This is a genomic window from Herpetosiphon giganteus (assembly GCF_016907925.1).
In the GTDB taxonomy this organism is placed as follows: Bacteria; Chloroflexota; Chloroflexia; order Chloroflexales; family Herpetosiphonaceae; genus Herpetosiphon; species Herpetosiphon giganteus.
Genome location: NZ_JAFBCZ010000016.1, coordinates 85,663 through 104,825, shown reverse-complemented (window position 1 = coordinate 104,825; position 19,163 = coordinate 85,663). Strand labels below are relative to the sequence as shown.

Sequence of the window (19,163 nt, the reverse complement as noted above, 5' to 3'; positions counted from 1 at the left end):
GGATTGTTTTAGAATACTTATGTTAAGGAGAACTGTGTATGAGCGACCAAAATTCACGCGCTGCCTATGCGAATCAGGTGCAAATTAGTGGTAGCCCTTACGATTTCACCATCGATTTTGCTTGTGTCGAAGATGTGCGCAATAACACCGCCAGCGTGCAGCCAGTAGCACGGATAATGATGAGCCCGCAACATACCAAGGTGCTTGCCTTGATGTTGCTCAAGCATGTCGCCGCTTATGAGCATGCAATCGGCGTAATTGAGCTACCAAGCGCATTATTGAACGATATGAAACTTGGCAATTTAGAACATTTTATTAGCCAAGTTAATTTAAACGAATAACCAAATTACCCTTGAGGAGAATGTGGATGTCAACGCCATCACGCCTGCTTTCGCCATTGCCCGCTAGCCGCAAACGCTGGTATCATCGCTTGCCTTTGGGCTGGGTCGTTGTGCTTGGGTTTTTAATTGTAGCCTTGTGTTATCCAGTTATTTATTTTGGCCGCACCGCTGTGTCACTGATCTATATCGACCAAGCTGATAACGCTATGCTCAACGGCAAATGGGATACCGCCCGCGCCGCCTATGTTAATGCCATGGATTGGAGCCTGGAATACGAGGAGCCGTTTGATTTGCGCTGGAGTTTGGCGCTGCGAGCCAACGCAGTTCAGGCAGCTGTTGATGACTTTAGCGACGTAATTAAAAATCATCCTGATCGCTATATGGCCTATTGCTATCGCGCCGAAGCATACATGGATTTGGATTTGCCTGCCGAGGCCTTGGCCGATTTTCAGGCGTGTCTTGAGCGCGAGCCAAGCCCTACCTGGCGAGCAAACGCCAAAAATATGATTGATTATTTGCAAAAATAATGGGAAGCACCGCAATGCATGGATTATTGATCATTGGTCATGGCAGCTTGTTGGCGGCTTCGGGCGCAACCATGCTACGCTTAGCGGCGCGGCTGCGCGAACGCGGCGTAGCTAGCTTGGCAGGAGCTGGCTTTCTTAATTATAGCCAGCCGGATTTGGCCCAAGCGACCGCCCGTTTGGTCGAGCAGGGCGCAACTGAAATTACAGTGCTGCCCTATTTTTTGATTGATGGCTATTTTGTGCAAGTAACGTTACGTCAACAAGTTGAGCACATGGCCAGCCACTATCCGAATGTGGCGTTTAATCTTGCTCCGGCCTTTGGCGAGCACCCAGCCTTGGCCCAATTAGTGCAAAAACGTGCCGATCAAGCATGGCCAGCGCTTGAATACAATCAAGCAGGGTTGTTGATTTTAGTCCATGGCAGCCCGCGACCTGCCTCAAATGCCCCAATTCAGGCGGTGGCCGAACGCGTGCGCCAAGCCACACCTTGGGCGGCTGTGCAGGTCTGTTTTATGGATTTGAACGAGCCGAGCATCCCTGATGCGCTTGATGGCTTGATTGCCCAAGGGCTTGAGCAAATTGTGGCCGTGCCCTATTTTATTCAATTTGGCAGCCATGTGCGCGAAGATTTGCCCGAAATTATTCAGGTAGGCCGCGAACGCCATGCTCACGCGCAGATTGTGCTAGCGCAGCATCTCGATTACGATGAATTATTAATTGATGTGTTGACTGATCGAGCAGCTGAGCGGCGGCCAATTCATGGCTGAGGTTGCGGAGGAATAATGCAGCGTTTTCCAAATAGCCAAATCCATAGCTGGGATTTAACTCCTGAGCAAGCGATTGATCTGCAAATGCAGCTGCGTGAGCAAGTGCGAATCGTTGATGATTTTACCCAGCCATTGCAAACCGTCGCCGGCGTTGATGCAGCGTTCGAGGATGATGGCGCAACGACCAGGGCAGCGATCGTTACATTGAATTTTCCAGCGCTCCAGCCAAGCGAAAAAACCTTGGTGCGGAGACCAACTACGTTTCCCTATATTCCAGGTTTATTATCGTTTCGCGAAATTCCTGCCGTTTTGGCGGCGTTGGAGCAATTGCAGCACTTGCCCGATATGTTGCTCTGTGATGGTATGGGCATTATGCATCCACGCCGCTTTGGCATAGCCGCCCACTTAGGCATTTTGACCGATCTGCCGACAATTGGCGTAGGTAAAAGCTATTTGTGTGGCAAACACGCGCCAGTGCCCGACGAACAAGGCGCGTGGGTTCCAGTCTTTGATAAAGGCGAACAAATTGGGGCCGTCGTGCGCACCCGCGCCGGCACTAAGCCACTCTACATCTCGCCTGGCCATCGAGTAAGCATTCCAACAGCAGTTGATCTGGTTTTGCGTTGCACAACCAAATATCGTCTACCCGAAACCACGCGCTATGCCGACCAACTCTCCAAAGATAAAGCCAATAATGGCGGATTGCAATTGCCACTAGGCTAAGCATGCCCTCACCCCAACCCCTCTCCCACGTGGCGGGCGAGGGGCTTTGATTATGTGGTTCGAGCGCAAATTTCAGCGCAACTTCTCTCTGTTCTCTGTTCTCTGTTCTCTGTTCTCTGTTCTCTGTGTACTGATTCATTGCGTTAACAACGATTCCCCCCTCACCCCCTAGCCCCCGCTCCCGCCAGCGAGGCGAGGGGGAACCACGAATCCAGTGCTCCCCTCGCCCACTGCACGCGGGCGAGGGGCTTTGATTATGCGGTTTGAGCGCAACTGCTCTATGTTCTATGCTCTTTGTTCTGCGCTTTATGCTCTCTTTTTCGCCATCAACAACTCATCGTGATACACGCCATCGTAATAAATGGCCATTTGTTCGACTCCATAGACGCTATAGCCACAGCGGCTATAGAGCTGAATTGCGCTGGTATTGGCAACATGAACCATCAGGCGAATAATTGCCACCGATTGTTGCCAAGCCCAAGCCTCGGCCATGGCAAAAAGCTGGCGGCTGAGACCATAGCCACGCCACGCAGGGTCGGTATACACGCCCCAAATGGTCGCTTGATGGCTCGATTTGACTCCACTTTCGCGCCGAATGCCAACCGTTGCCACCAGCTGCGCTTCATGCAGCGTCACAAAAATTTGCTGCGTGGCAGGGTTCAGATTGGCAATGCGTTCTTGCCAATGGCTATCGGGCTGGGCGGCGCTTTCGGCGAAATCCGAGCCAAAAAAGCTGGGGTGTTGTTGCAAGGCTTGCAAGCGCAAGCGCTTGAATTCGGGCCAGTCCTCGGTTTGGGCAGTGCGCAAGGTTATCTCGCCACGCTCAGTTGCAATCAGCATTCGGCTATCTCCACAGGTAGCAATCAAACGCCACCATGGTACAATAAGCGCGAATTCTTTCTATACAACTTGAGGTGGATATGCTGCTTTTGCTGATCAAATTAACGATGCTTGTGATAATGCTTGCAGGAGTAGTGGCGGTAGCCTATCAATTAACTCAGGCCGCACGCGGTAAGCCATTGGCCCAAGCCAAACCAGCAGCCACGCCAGCCAGCGAAGGCGAGGAAGTTGCTTAATGGCATCGCGCATTCTACACCTTTCCGATTTGCACGCAGGCCCACCGTTCAACCCCGAAAAAGCCAAACAAATTCTTGAGGCTGCTTGGCAAATCAAGCCAACGTTAACGGTGTTGTCTGGCGATTTTGTGCAGCGGGCCGATATTAAAAGCCAATGGCTGACCATTCGTGATTTTATTGCCCAATTGCCTCAACCAACCATTGCGGTCATGGGCAATCACGATGTGCCGCTGTATAACGCGCTCTATCGCATGCTACGGCCCAATTATTACTACAAAAAATATATCTCGCCAATTTTAGAGCCAGTTTGGGGCAATGAAGATTTTGTGGCGGTTGGGGTCAACACGACCCGCTCGTTCACAGTCGATGGCGGCAAATTGACCGACCAACAATTGCGGCAACTTGATCGTACCTTGGCGCGCTATCCTGACAGCTTATGTAAAATTGTGATTATGCATCATCATCCGGTTATGCCGCCAGGCGAAACCCGCGATGTGATTCAGAATGCAGCGGCAGCGCTCAAAACCTTCGATCGCAGCAATGTTGAACTGGTGTTATGTGGCCACACCCATGCCTCGTACATCGGCAACACGCTGGAATTCGACCCCGATTTGCGCCAAGGCACGGTGATTGTGCAAGCAGGCACAGCCACCTCGCGGCGTGGGCGGCGGTGGTATCGCGGTAAAAACGCCTTCAACGTGCTAGAAATCGAGCAAATGCGCACCGTTATTACCCAATATTTATATTTGGAAGATGCAGCACGCTTCTTGCCCGTCAGCCAACACCAATTTCCACGGCGCTCAGCAGGCGTGTATGCCCTGCCATTGAACGAAGCAGTGCTTGAAATTGTTGAACCAAACGCCTAAACCAAACGAGCGCTGAAGTTTCAGCGCTCGTTCCATTTTCAATTTAAGGTTGGCTTGGAACTTCAAAGCCACTATTCGCGACCAGCCACGTGCCATCATCTTGCTCAACAAGTTCGACTAATTGGTTGGCGGGATAATTAATCGCTGCACCATCGTCCATCTGCCCGACCAATGTGCCATTAATTTGGACATACGCGCGGCCATCTTCGATCTTTTCGAGCGTATATTGATCATTTTGATAATCGATAGATTTGATTCGTGGCATGACCTGTCGTAGCTGCCAACCAGCATCACGCCGCATCTCGGGCACCATCAATGCGACCATCCGATCAACATTCCGTTCTTCAGTTGCTGCAACAAATGCCTTGACTTGGTTGACGGGTGCGGTATCATCGCCACCACAGGCTGTGAGTGTTAGCAAAAGGCAGCCTATAAGCAACTGTTTGAAACGCATGGGGAATCCTCCAGCGTGCTGAGTGTTTGTCAGGAGGCGATTATATCATGAGCCGTCGCATTGCACTTGTTTTTTGTTTGATTTTGCTGGTCGGCACCCCCGTCGCTGCCCAAAATCCCTTAACCAGCCCACCCAACGACCCCGATGCCAATAAACAATGGGTTATTCGCCAGCTTGGCCTAACCTGCGCATGGGAGCATCTGACAGGCAGTTCCGATGTGACTGTGGCCGTCATCGACTCTGGCGTTGATATGAATCACCCCGATTTGGTCGATATTTTGCGCACCGACGGCTTTGATGCAGTCGATGGCGATGACGATCCGTCCGATGAGAATGGCCACGGCACTCACGTTTCAGGCATTATTGCTGCCACAATCAACAATAGCAAAGGAATTGCAGGGGTTGCTGGCGGTGGCACGCGCATTTTGCCCATTCGGGTGATGGCCGCCGATGGTTCTGGCAGCAATCAAGATATTATTGCTGGCATTCGCTATGCCGTCAGCAAAAATGTCCAGATCATCAATATGAGCCTTGGTTCGATGTTGCCGCTTGATAGCGAAGATATTGTTGCCGCCATTCAAGAAGCTGATGCTGCTGGCGTGCTGGTGATTATCGCCGCTGGTAATTCGTTTGTGCCCTTGCCCAACTTTGCCTTTGGAGTCGAAGAATTTGCGATGGTTGTGGCCGCAACCGACCCCGAAGATCGCAAAACCGACTTCTCGAATTATGGCAACTGGATTTCGGTTTCTGCTCCAGGTGCAGGTATCTACTCAACCATGCCGACCTACGATGTCTACATGACCAGAGATTTGCCCGCCGAAGAGCGCTTCAACAAAAACTACGACCAAATGAGCGGCACATCACAGGCCACACCCGTTGTTGCTGGTTTAGCGGCCTTGCTGTTTGCCCAACACCCCGATTGGAACGCCGACCAAGTGCGGGCCGAAATTGAAAAAACTGCCGATGACATTTCGGCGCAAAATCCAATCAAGCGCTATGGCCCAGTAACCTATTTCGAGCCAAGCAACCTTGGTACAGGCCGAATTAATGCCTGTAACGCGCTTGGTGGGCCAATTAAGGGCAGTGCAGCGGCGGTTGGTGGCCCCGAAGGCAAATCCAACTTGATCAAGCTGCTTGGTTTTAGCGCGGTGATGTTGGTGGTTTTGGGTGGCTTGACGGTATTTTTGGTGCGCCGCCGCAAACAAAACTCGCGCCCAGGCGCAATTCCTGCTGGGGGGTTCGCGCCGCCGCCGCCAATTCAGTATGATCAAGCCTTCCAACAACAACCAATGTATGATCAACGCAACCTTGCCTCGCAACCGATCGTCGGATCAACGCCACCATTGAACCAAAGCTACGCACCGCCAAGCGCAGCACCAGCCGCTGGTGGGCCAGCATGGGGCAAATTGACGGTTGTGCGAGGAGCCGAAGTGAACAAGTTCTATTTGCTACGCGAAAATCAGGTCTTTATTGGCCGCGAAGCTGGCTTAGATATAGCAATTAGTGGCGATAGTACTGTTTCGCGGCGGCATACGATTCTCTATCGCGATCCGCGTGGCATTGAAATTGAAGATGCGGGCAGCAGCCATGGCACAAAAATCAATGGCATTCCGGTTCAAGGCCGCCAATTGGTTCGACCTGGCGATGTGATCGAAGTTGGGCAGACGCACTTACGTTTTGAGGGCTAAAATTTGGAACTAGCACTTGCATTGTTGATTATGTTCTTGGGTTTGGTCAGCGTGGTTATTTTGCCAATCTTACCAGGCTCAGCCCTAATTTGGCTTGGAGCGTTGCTCTATGCCTCCATGACTGAATTTGTGGTGGTGGGCTGGGGAACCTTGGCGGTTTTAGGCGTGATTGCGCTGATTGCTATGACCAGTGATATTTGGGTTGGTGCTTTGGGGCAACGCCGGGGCGGGGCCTCAATTTGGGCTACCATCTTTAGTATGATTGGTGGTATTATTGGCCTATTCATCCTGAACATTCCAGGCATGTTGATTGGTTCGATCATAGGGGCATTATTGCCAGAGTGGCAACGCTGGCGCGATGGTAAATTCGTGCTTGATGTTTCATGGCGTACCATCAAAAATTGGCTCGTAAGCATTGCAATACAAGTTTCACTTGGCCTCGTAATGGTTACGATCTTTTTGGTGCGCGTGATAACCGGTTAAGCAACCCTAGGCTAAAACCAACGTATAGTCTAACGCTGACAGAAGAATGCGTCACAGTTTTGCCGCTTCTGGCAAAACCAGTGGCGCATTTTAGAGCGAATCAACGAAGTGGCAAGGGCTGTCAATCCACTTTGAAAGGACATCAACCATGAATATCAAACAGCTACTCATCGGGAAGCCGTTCCCCAGCAGTAGTGCCCATCACGAACGGCTCGACAACATTCGCGGATTGGCAGTCTTTGCATCCGACCCCATTAGCTCCAATGCCTATGCCACCGAAGCAATTATGCGGGTGTTGATTTTGATCAGCGCCGCTGCCTTGAGTTACACCTTACCAATTGCAATCGGGATTGCAGCCTTGGTGCTGTTGGTGGTACTGAGCTACAACCAAACCATCCACCACTACCCGATGGGCGGTGGCGCATATATGGTCAGTAAGGATAACCTCGGTCGCACAGCTTCATGGTTGGCAGGTGCTTCGATTCTTAGTGATTATGTGCTAACGGTGGCGGTTTCGGTTTCGGCAGGGGTCAAAGCAATTTCTTCGGCCTTTCCCGATGTTGCCTTTTTCCATGAACACCGCGTGTTAATTGGAATTGGGATTATTCTATTAATTACGTGGCTCAATTTGCGTGGTTTGCGCGAAAGCGGCACCATCTTCGCAATCCCTACCTATGCCTTTGTGATTGGGGTCTTTCTGGTGCTGGCGGTTGGTTTGGCCCGCTACTTTGGCATTTTTGGCGAGCCATTGCCACCACGCAGCGTTGCCACCGATGAAGCTGCACGCTCAGGCCTCGATAACTTCGGCTTTATTTGGCTGGTGCTGCGGGCCTTTGCTGGCGGGTGTACTGCCTTGACTGGGATTGAAGCAATCAGCGACGGGGTGCAGGCCTTCAAAAATCCCGCCCCCAAAAATGCGATTATCACGATGCGCGCCATGGCTATTATGGCCATGACCTTGTTCATCGGGATTAGCTTTATCGCCACCCATATTCCAATTACGATTTTGCATGAAGGCGGCGAGAGCGTGCTTTCGCAGATGACCCGCACGGTTGTTGGCAGCGGTTTTCTCTACTACTGGGTTCAATTTACCACAATGTTTATTTTGATCCTAGCAGCCAACACCGCCTATGCCGACTTCCCACGGATCGCCGCGTTTTTGTCGAATGACGGCTTCTTGCCACGCTGGCTTTCGCGCTTGGGCAGCCGCTTGGTCTATAGCTCAGGGGTGATCGCGCTGGCCTTCCTTTCGTCGCTCTTGCTGGCAGTGTTCGGCGGCGAAGAACATCATCTGTTGCCACTGTATGCAATTGGCGTGTTCCTGTCGTTTACGCTTTCGCAAGCAGGCATGATTGTGATGTGGCGCAAAGTTGCCAAACTCAAACCAGGCGAAAGCCTCAATACGGGCATCACAACCTTGCACTACGAGCCAAACTACAAGCTCAAACGGATTCCAAGTATGATTGGGGTTGGTTTGACGGCAGTGGTTTTGGTGGTGTTGACCGTCACCAAATTTACCGAAGGCGCATGGCTGATTATTCTGGCCTTGCCTTTGATTATGCTGTTGTTCCGCACGATCAAAAAACACTATGACCATGTTGCGACCAATTTAAGTTTGACTGGCCTGCAACCTAGCGATTTGCGCTCGCCTGCTGATGTGGCAATTGTGCCAGTTGGCAGCATTCACCGTGGCTCGTTGCGCGCCATCAAATATGCCTTGAAACTAACCGACGATGTGCGGGTGGTGCAGGTGGTTGGCAGCGACGAAGAAGAAGCCAAAACTCGCAAACGCTGGGAACAGTGGGATGAGGTGTTGGGCAAGGCCAAATTGGTCTTCTTGCACACCGACTACCGCGATTATCTCACGCCACTGGTTGATTATGTCGACCAAGTGAATAGCAAAGAGTTTCCAAGCGATTTGATTACGGTGGTTATTCCAGAGTTTGTGCCCGATTCGACGCTTGCCAAGGCGCTGCACAACCAAACAGCTGTGATGCTCTTGCTCGCATTGCGCAAATATGAAGATGTGGTGGTGATTAGCGTGCCCTATCATTTGCATGCGCTGCCTGGTAGCCCTGAAGATATTGTGGTCAAAAATCCTGCATAACACTCGATCGGCGGGCTTGATTCAGTTCAAGCCCGCTTATTGTTAGTTCATATTCGTTAACAAATCTCATTGACAAAAACCTTGAGTGTACTATAATCAAGCCTATGTTCGCCGCCGACATAACTAAATTTGATTGGGCGGTTTTTTTATGCAAACGGAAACGGGTATGCGCTTTCAGCTACACCAATCCAACTTAACCAATGTCGGCTTACCGTATTGCTCCCAACAAGCACGGCACTCGCCCCATTCTCCCCCACACGCCTAAACTAAATCTGCAACCATAACGCTCCAACTAAGCGCTTCTTTAAGCTGGATTGATCGATCTCCTGCTTGAGTCTGCTTGATTGCGACCTTTGATACAGAACATTTGTTCAAATTTAATTGAATAACAAAACCTCAATTCGAGGAAACGCCAAGGAGTTTTTCCATGTTGACGCAATTAAAGCGGGTTTTAGTGGGGAATCCGTTAGAAACTGCTGCCCAATCGCATGAGCGGCTGGATAAAAAAACCGCGCTGGCAGTCTTTTCGTCCGATGCGCTCTCATCGGTTGCCTATGCCACCGAAGAAATGCTGGTTCACCTTGTGCCAGCTGGCGTGATTGCATTCAGCACCTCGCTCTGGCTGGGAATTGGAATCGCTGTGTTGCTGATGATCGTCACCATTTCGTATCGCCAAACTATTACCGCCTATCCCAGTGGTGGCGGCTCGTATATCGTGGCCTCGGATAATCTCGGCACACTCGCTGGTTTGATTGCTGGCGGTGCATTGTTAATTGACTACATTCTGACGGTAGCCGTATCGATCTCATCTGGCGTTTCGCAATTGATCTCGCTGGTGGAGCCACTCCGCGAATATCGAATTGAAATTTGTATTATTGGGATTGTGCTGCTGACGCTAGCCAATTTGCGTGGCATTCGCGAATCGGGGGCGATTTTTTCGCTGCCAACCTATTTCTTTGTCACGATCATTTTGCTAACGCTTGGCTATGGCTTTTACAAACAACTGACTGGTACGATTCAGCCGTTGGTGCTTTCGGATAGCCTGATGGGGCCGCATGAACAGAGCTTCTCGCCCTTGGGCAACGAAGGGATAACCGCGTTTTTACTAATGGGAGCGTTTGCCTCTGGCTGTTCGGCGCTCACTGGGGTTGAGGCGATCTCGAATGGTGTGCCAGCTTTTCGCAAACCAGAGCCACACAATGCCCGCGTGACCATGGTTTGGATGTCGGGTTTGCTTTTGGTTATGTTCGCAGGCATAACCTGGTTTGCCCACAAATACGGCGCACGCCCGCAATTCAACGAAACCGTGATTTCGCAAATTGGGCGTGGCATTTGGGGTCGGACCACCGGAACGGAAACAGGCTTTCCCAAAGTCATGCATGGCATGCTCCAAATCTCGACGGCAGCGATTTTGCTGGTTGCCGCCAATACGAGCTACGCCGATTTTCCCCGTTTGATGTCGTTGCTAGCGCGTGACGGCTTTTTGCCACGCCAATTCTCATCGTTGGGCGACCGCTTAGTCTTTTCAAATGGGGTTATTTTTCTTTCGGTAGCGGCGGCGCTGTTGGTGATTGGCTTCGATGGCTCAGTCACCAATTTGATTCCCTTGTATGCGGTTGGGGTGTTCCTTTCGTTCACACTCTCACAATCGGGCATGGTCTTGCGCTGGTTGCGGCTCAAGAGCAAGGGTTGGCAACTTAATTTAGTTGTTAATTTTTTTGGGGCAATCGCCACAGGCATCGTGTTAATTATCAATGGCACGACCAAATTCAAAGAAGGCGCATGGCTGGTCGTAATTTGTATTCCAGTGTTGGTGTTGATCTTTATGGCGATCAATCGCCACTATAAAGGCGTGGCAAAACAACTTTCCTTAGAAGGGTTTAGTAAACCAGCAGCTTTAGAAAATAATGTGATTGTATTGGTTTCATCATTGCATCGTGGCACGGTTAAGGCCCTCGAATATGCCAAATCGATTGCACCAGGCAAGGTTCGCGCCTTATATATTGAATTTGAGCATGAGCACGAAAAAACGGCTCGCTTGCAAGAGCGTTGGCAAAACTGGGAGCCAGATGTGCCCTTAGATATTGAAATATCTAAATATCGATCGTTATTACGCCCAATTTTGCGCTATGTTGATCGGATTGAAGCAGAGCGCCATGATGACATTCTAACCATCATTTTGCCCGAATTTATTCCGGCGCGAATTTGGGAATATGCCTTGCATAATCAAACTGCCTTCTTCTTGAAAGGCGCACTGTTATTCCGGCGCAATAAAATCGTCATTAGCGTACCGTATCATCTTGAACGTTAAACTTAGCAACTCTTAATCAAAAAACGCTCGAACTGCCTCAACAGTCGGGCGTTTTTTCTTGACAGGCAATGATGGGCAACGTATGATTACCGCCGTCTAAACCGACACCCACCACAAGCTTAGGAAGGTCAGAAGTGATGTATTTTGTGAGTCAAACCAAGCGCCGCCTAACAGCAGGTCTGTTTGGCGCTGTTGCGTTGGTCCTTGCCGCCTGTGGCAGCAGCAATCCGCCACTGACGGGAATTGTAACAGATAGCTATACCCAAAAGCCCGTTGCTGGAGTAACCGTTCAAGTTGGCGAAGCAAGCGCAACAACTGATGATGCTGGCAAATGGACGATTAATGAATGGGAAACCACCAATTCGTTATTGGTTCAAGCCAGCGATTATAGCTCAGCCACGCTTAGCTTGGCCGATAAAACCCCAGTCAACGAGCAAACGCCGGTAGAAGTTAATCTGACGATTCGGCCCAATACGATTAGCGGGGTTGTGCTCGATCAATACTCACAACAACCTGTCGCCGGCGTGACGGTCAAGGCTGGCAGCAGCCAAGCCACCAGTGGCACCGATGGCCGCTACAAATTAACCAATGTTGATGAAAAAGCCGAAGTTGTGATTGCAGCGAGCGATTACACCAGCGCCACCGCAACCCTTGAAAAGCAAACCAGCTATGATGTGTCGTTGCGCCCAACCAGCTTAAGCGGCATCATCAGCGACAAATATAGCCAAAAACCAGTCAGCGGAGCCACCGTGCAGGTTGGCAGCGCCACTGCTCAAAGCGATGCCGAAGGTCGCTATATCGTGAAGAACATCGATTTGAATGCGCCAGTGGTGTTTAGCGCCACCGACTATAGCAGCCAAACCTTGGAATTGCCCCAAGCAGCCTCGTTGGATGTTGTGTTGCGACCTTCAACGGTGCGCGGCTCAGTCGTTAATAGCGAAACTGGCAAGCCGCTGACCAAGGGCACAGTTATCGCGATGGTCAAGCCATTTGAAGGCGCAGACGAAACCTATCCTTACACGGGCACTGCTGTTACAATGACGCGGCTCAAGCCCGATGGAACCTATGAATTAACTGGCGTTCCCGAAAATGCTCAAATTCAGGTGCTCTCACCTGGCTATCGCAAGGCATGGACGGCGCTGAGCGATGGCAAGTTCACCGCTGATCTTGAAGCAGAAGAATTTGTTGCCAAAGCAATTTACATTACCGCCGCCACTGGCTCATCGAAATCTGCATTAACCGAATTGTTTGATCTGGTTGATCAAACCGAAGTGAATGCGATTGTGCTTGACATCAAGCTCGATATTGCTGGCGAAGTTGGTATGGTTGGCTACATTTCCAAAAATCCATTGGTGATCGAAGCCGACACTGCGGTTGATTATTTGGATATGGAATGGATTGTGGCTGAAGCCCGCAAACGCAATATCTACTTAATTGGCCGGATGGCAGTGATGCGCGATAATAGCTTGGCCGATGCCCACCCTGAATGGGCTGCCCAAAGCCGCGTCACTGGCGGCGTATGGGAAGATGATGGCGGGCTTAAGTGGCTTGATCCATTCAATCAGAACGTCACCGAGTATAATGTTGGCGTTGCCAAAGAAATTGCCGATTATGGCTTTGATGAAGTACAATTCGATTATATTCGCTTCCCATCGGATGGCAGCACTAGCAATTTGATTTTCTCGCAGCCAATTGACCCAGAAAATAATCCTGAAGTGATGTATGAAGCGATTGGCGATGTGCTCAAGCGTGCCCATGGCGACATCAACGGCGCAGGCGCATTCTTCTCAATCGACGTGTTTGGCTATGCTACTTGGCGCAACATGTGGGAAATTGGCCAAAGCCTTGAAATTATGGCCGATCATACCGATTATGTCTGTGCAATGGTCTATCCTTCGCACTACGATCGTAATGAGTTGGGCTTCGATAACGCCGATGCGCATCCATACGAGATCGTCAAAGATAGCATCGAGAAGGGCCAAAAGCGCATGGAAGGCAAATATGCAGTCCAACGGCCTTGGCTGCAAGCCTTCACCGCAACCTGGCTCAATCCAGTCACGAGCTATGGGCGCACCGAAGTTCGCGCTCAAATGCAAGCTGTCGCCGAGGTCGAAGGCACCTATGGCTGGATTCTCTGGAATGCTGCCAACTATTACGACCCAGAGTGGCTTGATTAATTAACCATCATCAAAAATTAAGGGCTATAGGCCACAGTTGCTGCTTGTAACTGTGCCTATAGCCTATAGTCCTTAATTTTCCTGTATCGACGAGGTACCTATGCGCCGTACGTTTTTCATGGCAGCAGTTGGATTATCGCTGGTGCTCAGTGGCGTGGCTTGGCGAGCGAATGCCCAGACCAGCCCCGCGAGCAAGGTGCAAACTGCCACCTTTGCCCAAACATCGGTCGCCGATTGGCAGGCTGGCACGCTCGAAGGCTTGTTAGTGACCAATAATAGCGATGGCGAGTTGCGGCTCGATCAAACTGCAACGCAGGGTACTTTCACATCGGTTGCCCATGAGGTTCCATTTGTTTGGAATGCAGTTTCAGCACATTGGAATTTTGATTTGCCAGTTGGCACTAGCCTTAGCCTCAAGCTACGCACCAGCGCCAATGGCACCGAATGGCGCGAATGGCAAACTCTGAATGTAGCCCAAATTTTGGCTGAGGGCGAGCAATTGCTGGGGCCAATTGGGGTCGAGGCCGGTTCACGCTGGCTGCAATATCAGGTTGATTTTGCCAGTACCACCCAACCTGCCGCACCAAGTTTGCAAGCCATCGCTTGGCGCTTTCTCGATACCAGCAGCGGCCCAAGCCTGACCGACCAGCTTAATCGTGCGCCTGCTGCCTTTGGCGGCACAACATTCACTCGCCCACCACAAGTGATTAGCCGCACCAGCTGGGGCGCATTGCCTGGCATTCCCAATTTGTTGCCTTCACGGCCTCGGCGCATCGAATTGGTCAGTTTGCCGCTCAATAACCAAGCCGATCCGCCAACCATGTTGCGGGCCTTGCAAGCAGCCGCCCAAGCAGAAGGCGGCTCGGATCTACCCTATCAATTTGTGGTCGATCAAGCTGGCAATGTCTATGCTGGGCGCAACGGCTTTCCAGCCAGCAATGGCACGATTCGCTTAGCCTTGCTTGGCGAATTAACCGATGCAGCGCGCACTGGCTTGGGCCAAATTATCGCTTGGATTAGCGAAGCCTATCGCTTACCGCAAACATTAACCGTGCTTGGCGGCTTGGATGTTGAGCAAGCTGAATCGATTCGCCGCACAGCTGACCAATTGACCGTGCGCAAACGGCTGACCTTTGTTGAAAGCAACACCCGCGATTACAACGAGCGGATTATGTTGTTCAATCCATCAAGCCAAGTTGCGCGCACGATCGTCACCTTCTTGCCCGGCCAAACCAATGCCGTGCGCCGCGAATACGAAATTCAACCAGGCCAACGGGTCAATATTATCGCCAACGAAATTTTCAGCGATACCTTCAACTTGCCAATCGAAGTTAGCTCAAACCAAGCAATCGTCGGCGATCGCACGATGTTGTTTGCCAATGATGCATTGGGCGAATCGGGCATTAGCCGCTGGAGCCGCACGTGGTATTTTGCTGAAGGCGATGGCACGAACGATCGCACAAGCTTGCTGTCGCTCTACAATCCACAGCCAAGCGAAGTTGTGGCCAACTTGCTGATAATGCCAACCGATGGCATTACCGCCACGCGCCAAGTGTTGCTGCAACCATTTACCCGCACCCAAGTCGATTTGAGCAACAACAATCCCAAAGCTTTTGGCCTGCGGGTCGCGGCAACTGCCCCGATTGCAGCCGAACGCACGGTGTTGGTTGGCCCAACCAAGGGCGGCGGGTTCTTGACCAAAGGGGCGATTGCACCATCAAATACCTGGTATTTTGCTGAAGGTGCAACCCTTGACCCATTTGTCACCACCTTGGCCTTGCTCAATCCAAATCCGGTTTCGGCGGCAATTACCACCACCTTTATGACTGAGGAAGGCTCGACCTTCACCCGCCGCTATCAAGTGCCAGCCTTGGCGCGGCTCGATGTTGATATGCGCGAAATTGTGCCCTCGCCGCAAGGAGTTGGCACGATGTTGACCTCAAGCCAGCCGATTGTGGCCGAACGCACCAGCTATTTCAATGGTGGCAATAGCGCCACCAACAGCATGGGCGCTGCTGAGCCAGATTATGTTTGGCACTTTGCTGAAGGTCGCACCGCCGACCCAGCCACCGAATTTTTGCTGGTGCTCAACCCAAATCAACGCCCAGCCCAAGTCACGGTTACGCTTGGCAAAGATGATGGCACGACCCAAGTCGTTGAATATACCATTCCGCGCACAGGTCGCATCTCGATTTTGCTCGATACGATTGACCCGAACTTGCAATCGCACACCATTACGGTTGCCTCGAATTTGCCAGTCGTTGCCGAACGCACAATTTTGATCGACAATACCAGCGGCGGCGGTGGCCATAGCGCGCTTGGCACACCCGAACGTTAATCAGCAAACAACCGGATTGTCTATGCAATCCGGTTATTTATTTTAGAAACAAACGCTTATGCCAGAATTACCAGAAGTCGAAACTGTTCGCCGTTCGCTTGAGCAAGAGTTGGTCGGGCGGCGCTTTGTCGCCTTACGCAGCCTTGGTTGGCCCAAAATTGTCAATACGCACAGCCCTGAGCTGTTTGCCGAAGCCATCGCCCAACGCCAAATTCAGCAGGTGCTACGCCGCGCCAAATACTTGCTGCTCGAGCTGGATAACCACGAAACCTTGATTGTGCATCTGCGCATGACTGGGCAAATGTTGGTTGTCGCCGCCGATCATCCAACTGACAAACATACCCATGTGGTCGTCGAGTTGGATAATGGCCGCGAGTTGCGCTTTCACGATCCACGCAAATTTGGCCGCTGGAGCTTGGTTGATCGCAGTGGTGTGGCCGAACTGAACCAACGCTTGGGGCCAGAGCCATTGGGCGACGATTTTACGCTAGCCGATTTTAGCCAGCGCTTGCAACGTAAAGCCACCAAAATCAAGCCAACCTTGCTTGATCAAAGTGTGTTGGCTGGCGTTGGCAATATCTATGCAGATGAAGCGTTGTGGTTGGCCAAAATTCACCCCTTGCGGACGGCCAAAAGCCTCAATCCAGCCGAAGTTGCGGCGCTTTTCGAGGCCATAAAAATTGTGCTGCGCAACTCGATTGAGCATCGCGGCACAACCTTAGTCAATTATCGCGATGCCTATGGTGCAAGCGGCGAAAATCAATATCATCTGGAGGCTTATGGCCGCACTGGCGAGCCATGTCGCCGCTGTGGCACGCCGATCGAGCGCATCGTCGTGGGGCAACGCGCAACCCATCTTTGTCCTGTTTGCCAGGTTTAAGAACAAAGAGCATAGAACATAAGGTTTAAGCAACGAGTACAGAAGTTCTATGGTTAACGCAGAGGCGCAGAGAAAGTATTTGCTCTGCGCCTCTGCGTTAATTTATATCTTCGTGAATCTTCGTGTTCTTCGCGGTTAAAACTGGCCCCTAACCCCTGACCTCTGGCCCCTGCTAAATCAGCTTGAGGCTCGGCGTGGCATCGAGCGACCAATCTTGTTGCAGGCCTGCCTGATAGCGATAATAGGCGGCAGCGCCGATCATGGCGGCGTTATCGGTGCAGAGCCAAATTGGCGGGTAGGCCACCGGAATTGGCTTGGCGGTAGCACTGAGCCGTTCGCGCAAGGCGGTATTAGCGGCAACTCCACCAGCCAAAATAATCGTTTTGGCTTTGTATTCGCGGGCGGCGGCAACCGTCTTTTGCACCAACACATCAACCGCCGAATCTTGGAAGGCGGCAGCAAGTTGGGCGGTAAACGCAGGGTCAACCTCTGCCAATTTGACTTTCTCCATGCGCTCGCCCAAACGATCGTTGACCACGTTCAGCACAGCGGTTTTCAAGCCGCTAAAGCTCCAATCGTAGGTTCCGCGCAACCAAGCGCGCGGCAATTTGAGCGCACCAGGGTTAACCCCACGGGCAACTTTCTCCATTTGCGGGCCACCAGGATAGCCCAAGCCCATAATGCGGGCAACTTTATCGAAGGCCTCGCCCACCGCATCATCGCGGGTTTGCCCAAGCAAGCGATAATCGCCATGATCGTTGAGCAGCACAAGCGCTGTGTGGCCGCCAGAAACAATCAAGGCCACACACGGAAATTCGGGTGCTTGATAAGCCAATTCTTTGGCCGTATGCAACCACGAAGCATAAATATGGCCTTCTAAGTGATTGACCCCGATAAACGGCAAATTGCGCGACCACGCAATTGCTTTGGCGGTGTTGATGCCCGTTAATAAAGCTCCTGCCAAACCTGGACCATAGGTTGTGGCAATCGCGTTGATTGCGCTCCAACCACCAGGCACTTGGGCCAGCACCGTATTGATCACCGGAGTAATGGTTAAAATATGCTGGCGTGAGGCCACTTCGGGCACAACACCACCATACCGCTGATGAATATCGATCTGCGAAGCAACGCTATTGGCCACAATCTCGCGACCATCGCGAATCACTGCGGCAGCGGTTTCATCGCACGATGTTTCAATCGCTAAAATCGTAAAGCCTGGGGGCAATTGATGTGACATGGATTCCTACGTTCTATTTCACCTAGCTGTCAGTTGCGTTGGATTGACGCTGTGCCGTGGCTATGGCATGATACGAGTGGATAAAAACGACAACACCCCGTTTTTGGGGTGCTGTCGTGCGTTTAGTGCTGTGAAGTGGCTTCCCCAGCGTGGCTATCCACAACGACTTCGGTATCGTGAGCGTCTTGATTGGTTGCATCTTGATGCTCATGGCCGTGGTCTGCATCATGATGATCATGATGGCCATGGCCACCAATGTTATATTCACGGACTTCGCTGGCGGCTTTAACCCGCCGATCATATTCGCCATCGATGGCATCGCGAAATGCCACAAAAAACTCTTTAATGCCCATTACGGTTCTCCGTTGAATGATCTGCTGTCGCATTATACCAAAAGTGGCAGCACGGTGTAAGAAAGAATAGTATTCATGTCAACTGTTGGTTGTTTAATTTTACACGGCTTTACGTCATGCGCCGATTCAGTCAATCGCGTGCCAAGCCGTTTAATTCCGCATAATATTCCCTATCGCATGCCCTATTTGCGTGGTCATGGCACCTTGCCCGAAGATTTGCAAGGCGTGACCTGGCACGATTGGTATGCTGATGCCAACGCAGCCTTTCGCGATTTACGCCGCGAGGTCGATAAAGTTATTTTAATTGGGCTTTCGATGGGCGGCTTGGTTGCCAACCATCTGGCTGCCGCCCATCGCGACGAGGTACTTGGCGTGGTCAGCGTGGCCGCAGCTATGCGCTTTCACTACAAACATGCCGATCGGGCGCGTTATGTTGCGCCAATGCTGGGCATGTGGGGCGACGAAAATCGCGATATGGGCGCTGGCTGGTACGATAAAGAGACAGGTCGCCAACATGGCAATTATCGGCGCTTTCCCGCTCCGGCGTTTGTTTCATTATGGCGCTATGCCAAAGTCGTGGAACAACAATTGCCACGAATTACTGCGCCAATTTTAATCATTCATTCACATCAAGATCGTACAATTCCAACTGCTGCTGCCGAAGCAATCTACCGCCAAGTCGGCTCAGTCGATAAACAATTAATCTGGTTCGATAAAAGTGGCCACGAAATGCTCCGCGATGGCGAATCGCCAGCAGTTTTAGATGCGGTTGAACACTTCGTGCTGCATCATCGTGCGCAATATCAATCATCAACAAACAAGGAGTAGTTAGCTG

The 19,163-nt window shown here is 51.4% G+C and carries 18 protein-coding genes; 14 read left to right on the top strand and 4 right to left on the bottom strand.

Annotation, left to right across the window (positions count from 1 at the left end; translation table 11 throughout):
• Positions 1-38 precede the first annotated feature (38 nt).
• From JOD20_RS15415 to nfi, 4 genes are read left to right on the top strand one after another with little or no spacing between them, the layout of a single operon-like run.
• Positions 39-341 carry a DUF3467 domain-containing protein gene (locus JOD20_RS15415; RefSeq protein WP_204756125.1) on the top strand — a complete coding sequence of 101 codons (303 nt, stop codon included), beginning with the start codon at positions 39-41 and terminating at the stop codon, positions 339-341.
• Between the two features lie 26 nt (positions 342-367).
• Positions 368-868 (top strand): tetratricopeptide repeat protein, encoded by a 501-nt coding sequence (locus tag JOD20_RS15410; RefSeq protein WP_204756124.1) that lies wholly within the window; start codon positions 368-370, stop codon positions 866-868.
• 14 nt (positions 869-882) lie between these two features.
• A complete protein-coding gene (locus JOD20_RS15405; protein ID WP_204756123.1) occupies positions 883-1,635 on the top strand; it encodes a sirohydrochlorin chelatase in 753 nt (250 codons plus the stop codon).
• 15 nt (positions 1,636-1,650) lie between these two features.
• The gene (gene nfi / locus JOD20_RS15400; RefSeq protein ID WP_204756122.1) at positions 1,651-2,358 is read left to right on the top strand and encodes a deoxyribonuclease V; all 708 of its coding nucleotides are present in this window, start codon (positions 1,651-1,653) and stop codon (positions 2,356-2,358) included.
• Positions 2,359-2,664: 306 nt separating this feature from the next.
• Here the strand turns inward: nfi and JOD20_RS15395 are convergent, their stop codons facing one another.
• Entirely contained in the window at positions 2,665-3,198 is a 534-nt protein-coding gene (locus JOD20_RS15395) for a GNAT family N-acetyltransferase (RefSeq protein ID WP_204756121.1), read from the bottom strand.
• Between the two features lie 80 nt (positions 3,199-3,278).
• Between JOD20_RS15395 and JOD20_RS15390 the strand changes: the two genes are divergently transcribed.
• Together JOD20_RS15390 and JOD20_RS15385 are read left to right on the top strand one after the other, a co-directional pair.
• Entirely contained in the window at positions 3,279-3,434 is a 156-nt protein-coding gene (locus JOD20_RS15390; RefSeq protein WP_204756120.1) for a hypothetical protein, read from the top strand.
• Positions 3,434-4,300, top strand: a complete 867-nt coding sequence (locus JOD20_RS15385; RefSeq protein WP_204756119.1) for a metallophosphoesterase family protein — start codon at positions 3,434-3,436, stop codon at positions 4,298-4,300. Before JOD20_RS15390 ends, JOD20_RS15385 begins: the two co-directional genes overlap by 1 nt.
• Before the next feature lie 43 nt (positions 4,301-4,343).
• Here JOD20_RS15385 and JOD20_RS15380 read toward each other — a convergent pair whose 3' ends face one another.
• Positions 4,344-4,754 carry a hypothetical protein gene (locus JOD20_RS15380; protein ID WP_204756118.1) on the bottom strand — a complete coding sequence of 137 codons (411 nt, stop codon included), beginning with the start codon at positions 4,752-4,754 and terminating at the stop codon, positions 4,344-4,346.
• A gap of 47 nt (positions 4,755-4,801) precedes the next feature.
• On the opposite strand from JOD20_RS15380, the gene JOD20_RS15375 reads away from it, so the two are divergent.
• From JOD20_RS15375 to mutM, 7 genes are all read left to right on the top strand, one after another.
• Positions 4,802-6,442 (top strand): S8 family serine peptidase, encoded by a 1,641-nt coding sequence (locus JOD20_RS15375; protein ID WP_204756117.1) that lies wholly within the window; start codon positions 4,802-4,804, stop codon positions 6,440-6,442.
• Between the two features lie 3 nt (positions 6,443-6,445).
• Positions 6,446-6,925: a DUF456 domain-containing protein gene (locus JOD20_RS15370; RefSeq protein WP_204756116.1), complete on the top strand. Its 480-nt coding sequence runs from the start codon at positions 6,446-6,448 to the stop codon at positions 6,923-6,925.
• 148 nt (positions 6,926-7,073) lie between these two features.
• On the top strand, positions 7,074-9,032 hold the full coding sequence (locus tag JOD20_RS15365; protein WP_204756115.1) for an APC family permease: 1,959 nt from the start codon (positions 7,074-7,076) through the stop codon (positions 9,030-9,032).
• 427 nt (positions 9,033-9,459) lie between these two features.
• Positions 9,460-11,343 (top strand): APC family permease, encoded by a 1,884-nt coding sequence (locus JOD20_RS15360; protein WP_204756114.1) that lies wholly within the window; start codon positions 9,460-9,462, stop codon positions 11,341-11,343.
• A gap of 137 nt (positions 11,344-11,480) precedes the next feature.
• Complete coding sequence (locus JOD20_RS15355; RefSeq protein ID WP_239583886.1) at positions 11,481-13,520, top strand: putative glycoside hydrolase; 2,040 nt, start codon at positions 11,481-11,483, stop codon at positions 13,518-13,520.
• A gap of 100 nt (positions 13,521-13,620) precedes the next feature.
• The gene (locus tag JOD20_RS15350) at positions 13,621-15,858 is read left to right on the top strand and encodes a DUF5719 family protein (RefSeq protein ID WP_204756112.1); all 2,238 of its coding nucleotides are present in this window, start codon (positions 13,621-13,623) and stop codon (positions 15,856-15,858) included.
• A 58-nt stretch (positions 15,859-15,916) separates the two neighbouring features.
• Entirely contained in the window at positions 15,917-16,738 is an 822-nt protein-coding gene (mutM, locus tag JOD20_RS15345; RefSeq protein WP_204756111.1) for a bifunctional DNA-formamidopyrimidine glycosylase/DNA-(apurinic or apyrimidinic site) lyase, read from the top strand.
• 172 nt (positions 16,739-16,910) lie between these two features.
• On the opposite strand, the gene tsaD is transcribed toward mutM, so the two are convergent.
• Positions 16,911-17,975 carry a tRNA (adenosine(37)-N6)-threonylcarbamoyltransferase complex transferase subunit TsaD gene (gene tsaD / locus JOD20_RS15340; RefSeq protein WP_054533691.1) on the bottom strand — a complete coding sequence of 355 codons (1,065 nt, stop codon included), beginning with the start codon at positions 17,973-17,975 and terminating at the stop codon, positions 16,911-16,913.
• 122 nt (positions 17,976-18,097) lie between these two features.
• Positions 18,098-18,328, bottom strand: a complete 231-nt coding sequence (locus tag JOD20_RS15335) for a hypothetical protein (RefSeq protein WP_204756110.1) — start codon at positions 18,326-18,328, stop codon at positions 18,098-18,100.
• Positions 18,329-18,403: 75 nt separating this feature from the next.
• Between JOD20_RS15335 and JOD20_RS15330 the strand changes: the two genes are divergently transcribed.
• Positions 18,404-19,156 (top strand): alpha/beta hydrolase, encoded by a 753-nt coding sequence (locus JOD20_RS15330; RefSeq protein ID WP_204756109.1) that lies wholly within the window; start codon positions 18,404-18,406, stop codon positions 19,154-19,156.
• Positions 19,157-19,163: the final 7 nt, after the last annotated feature.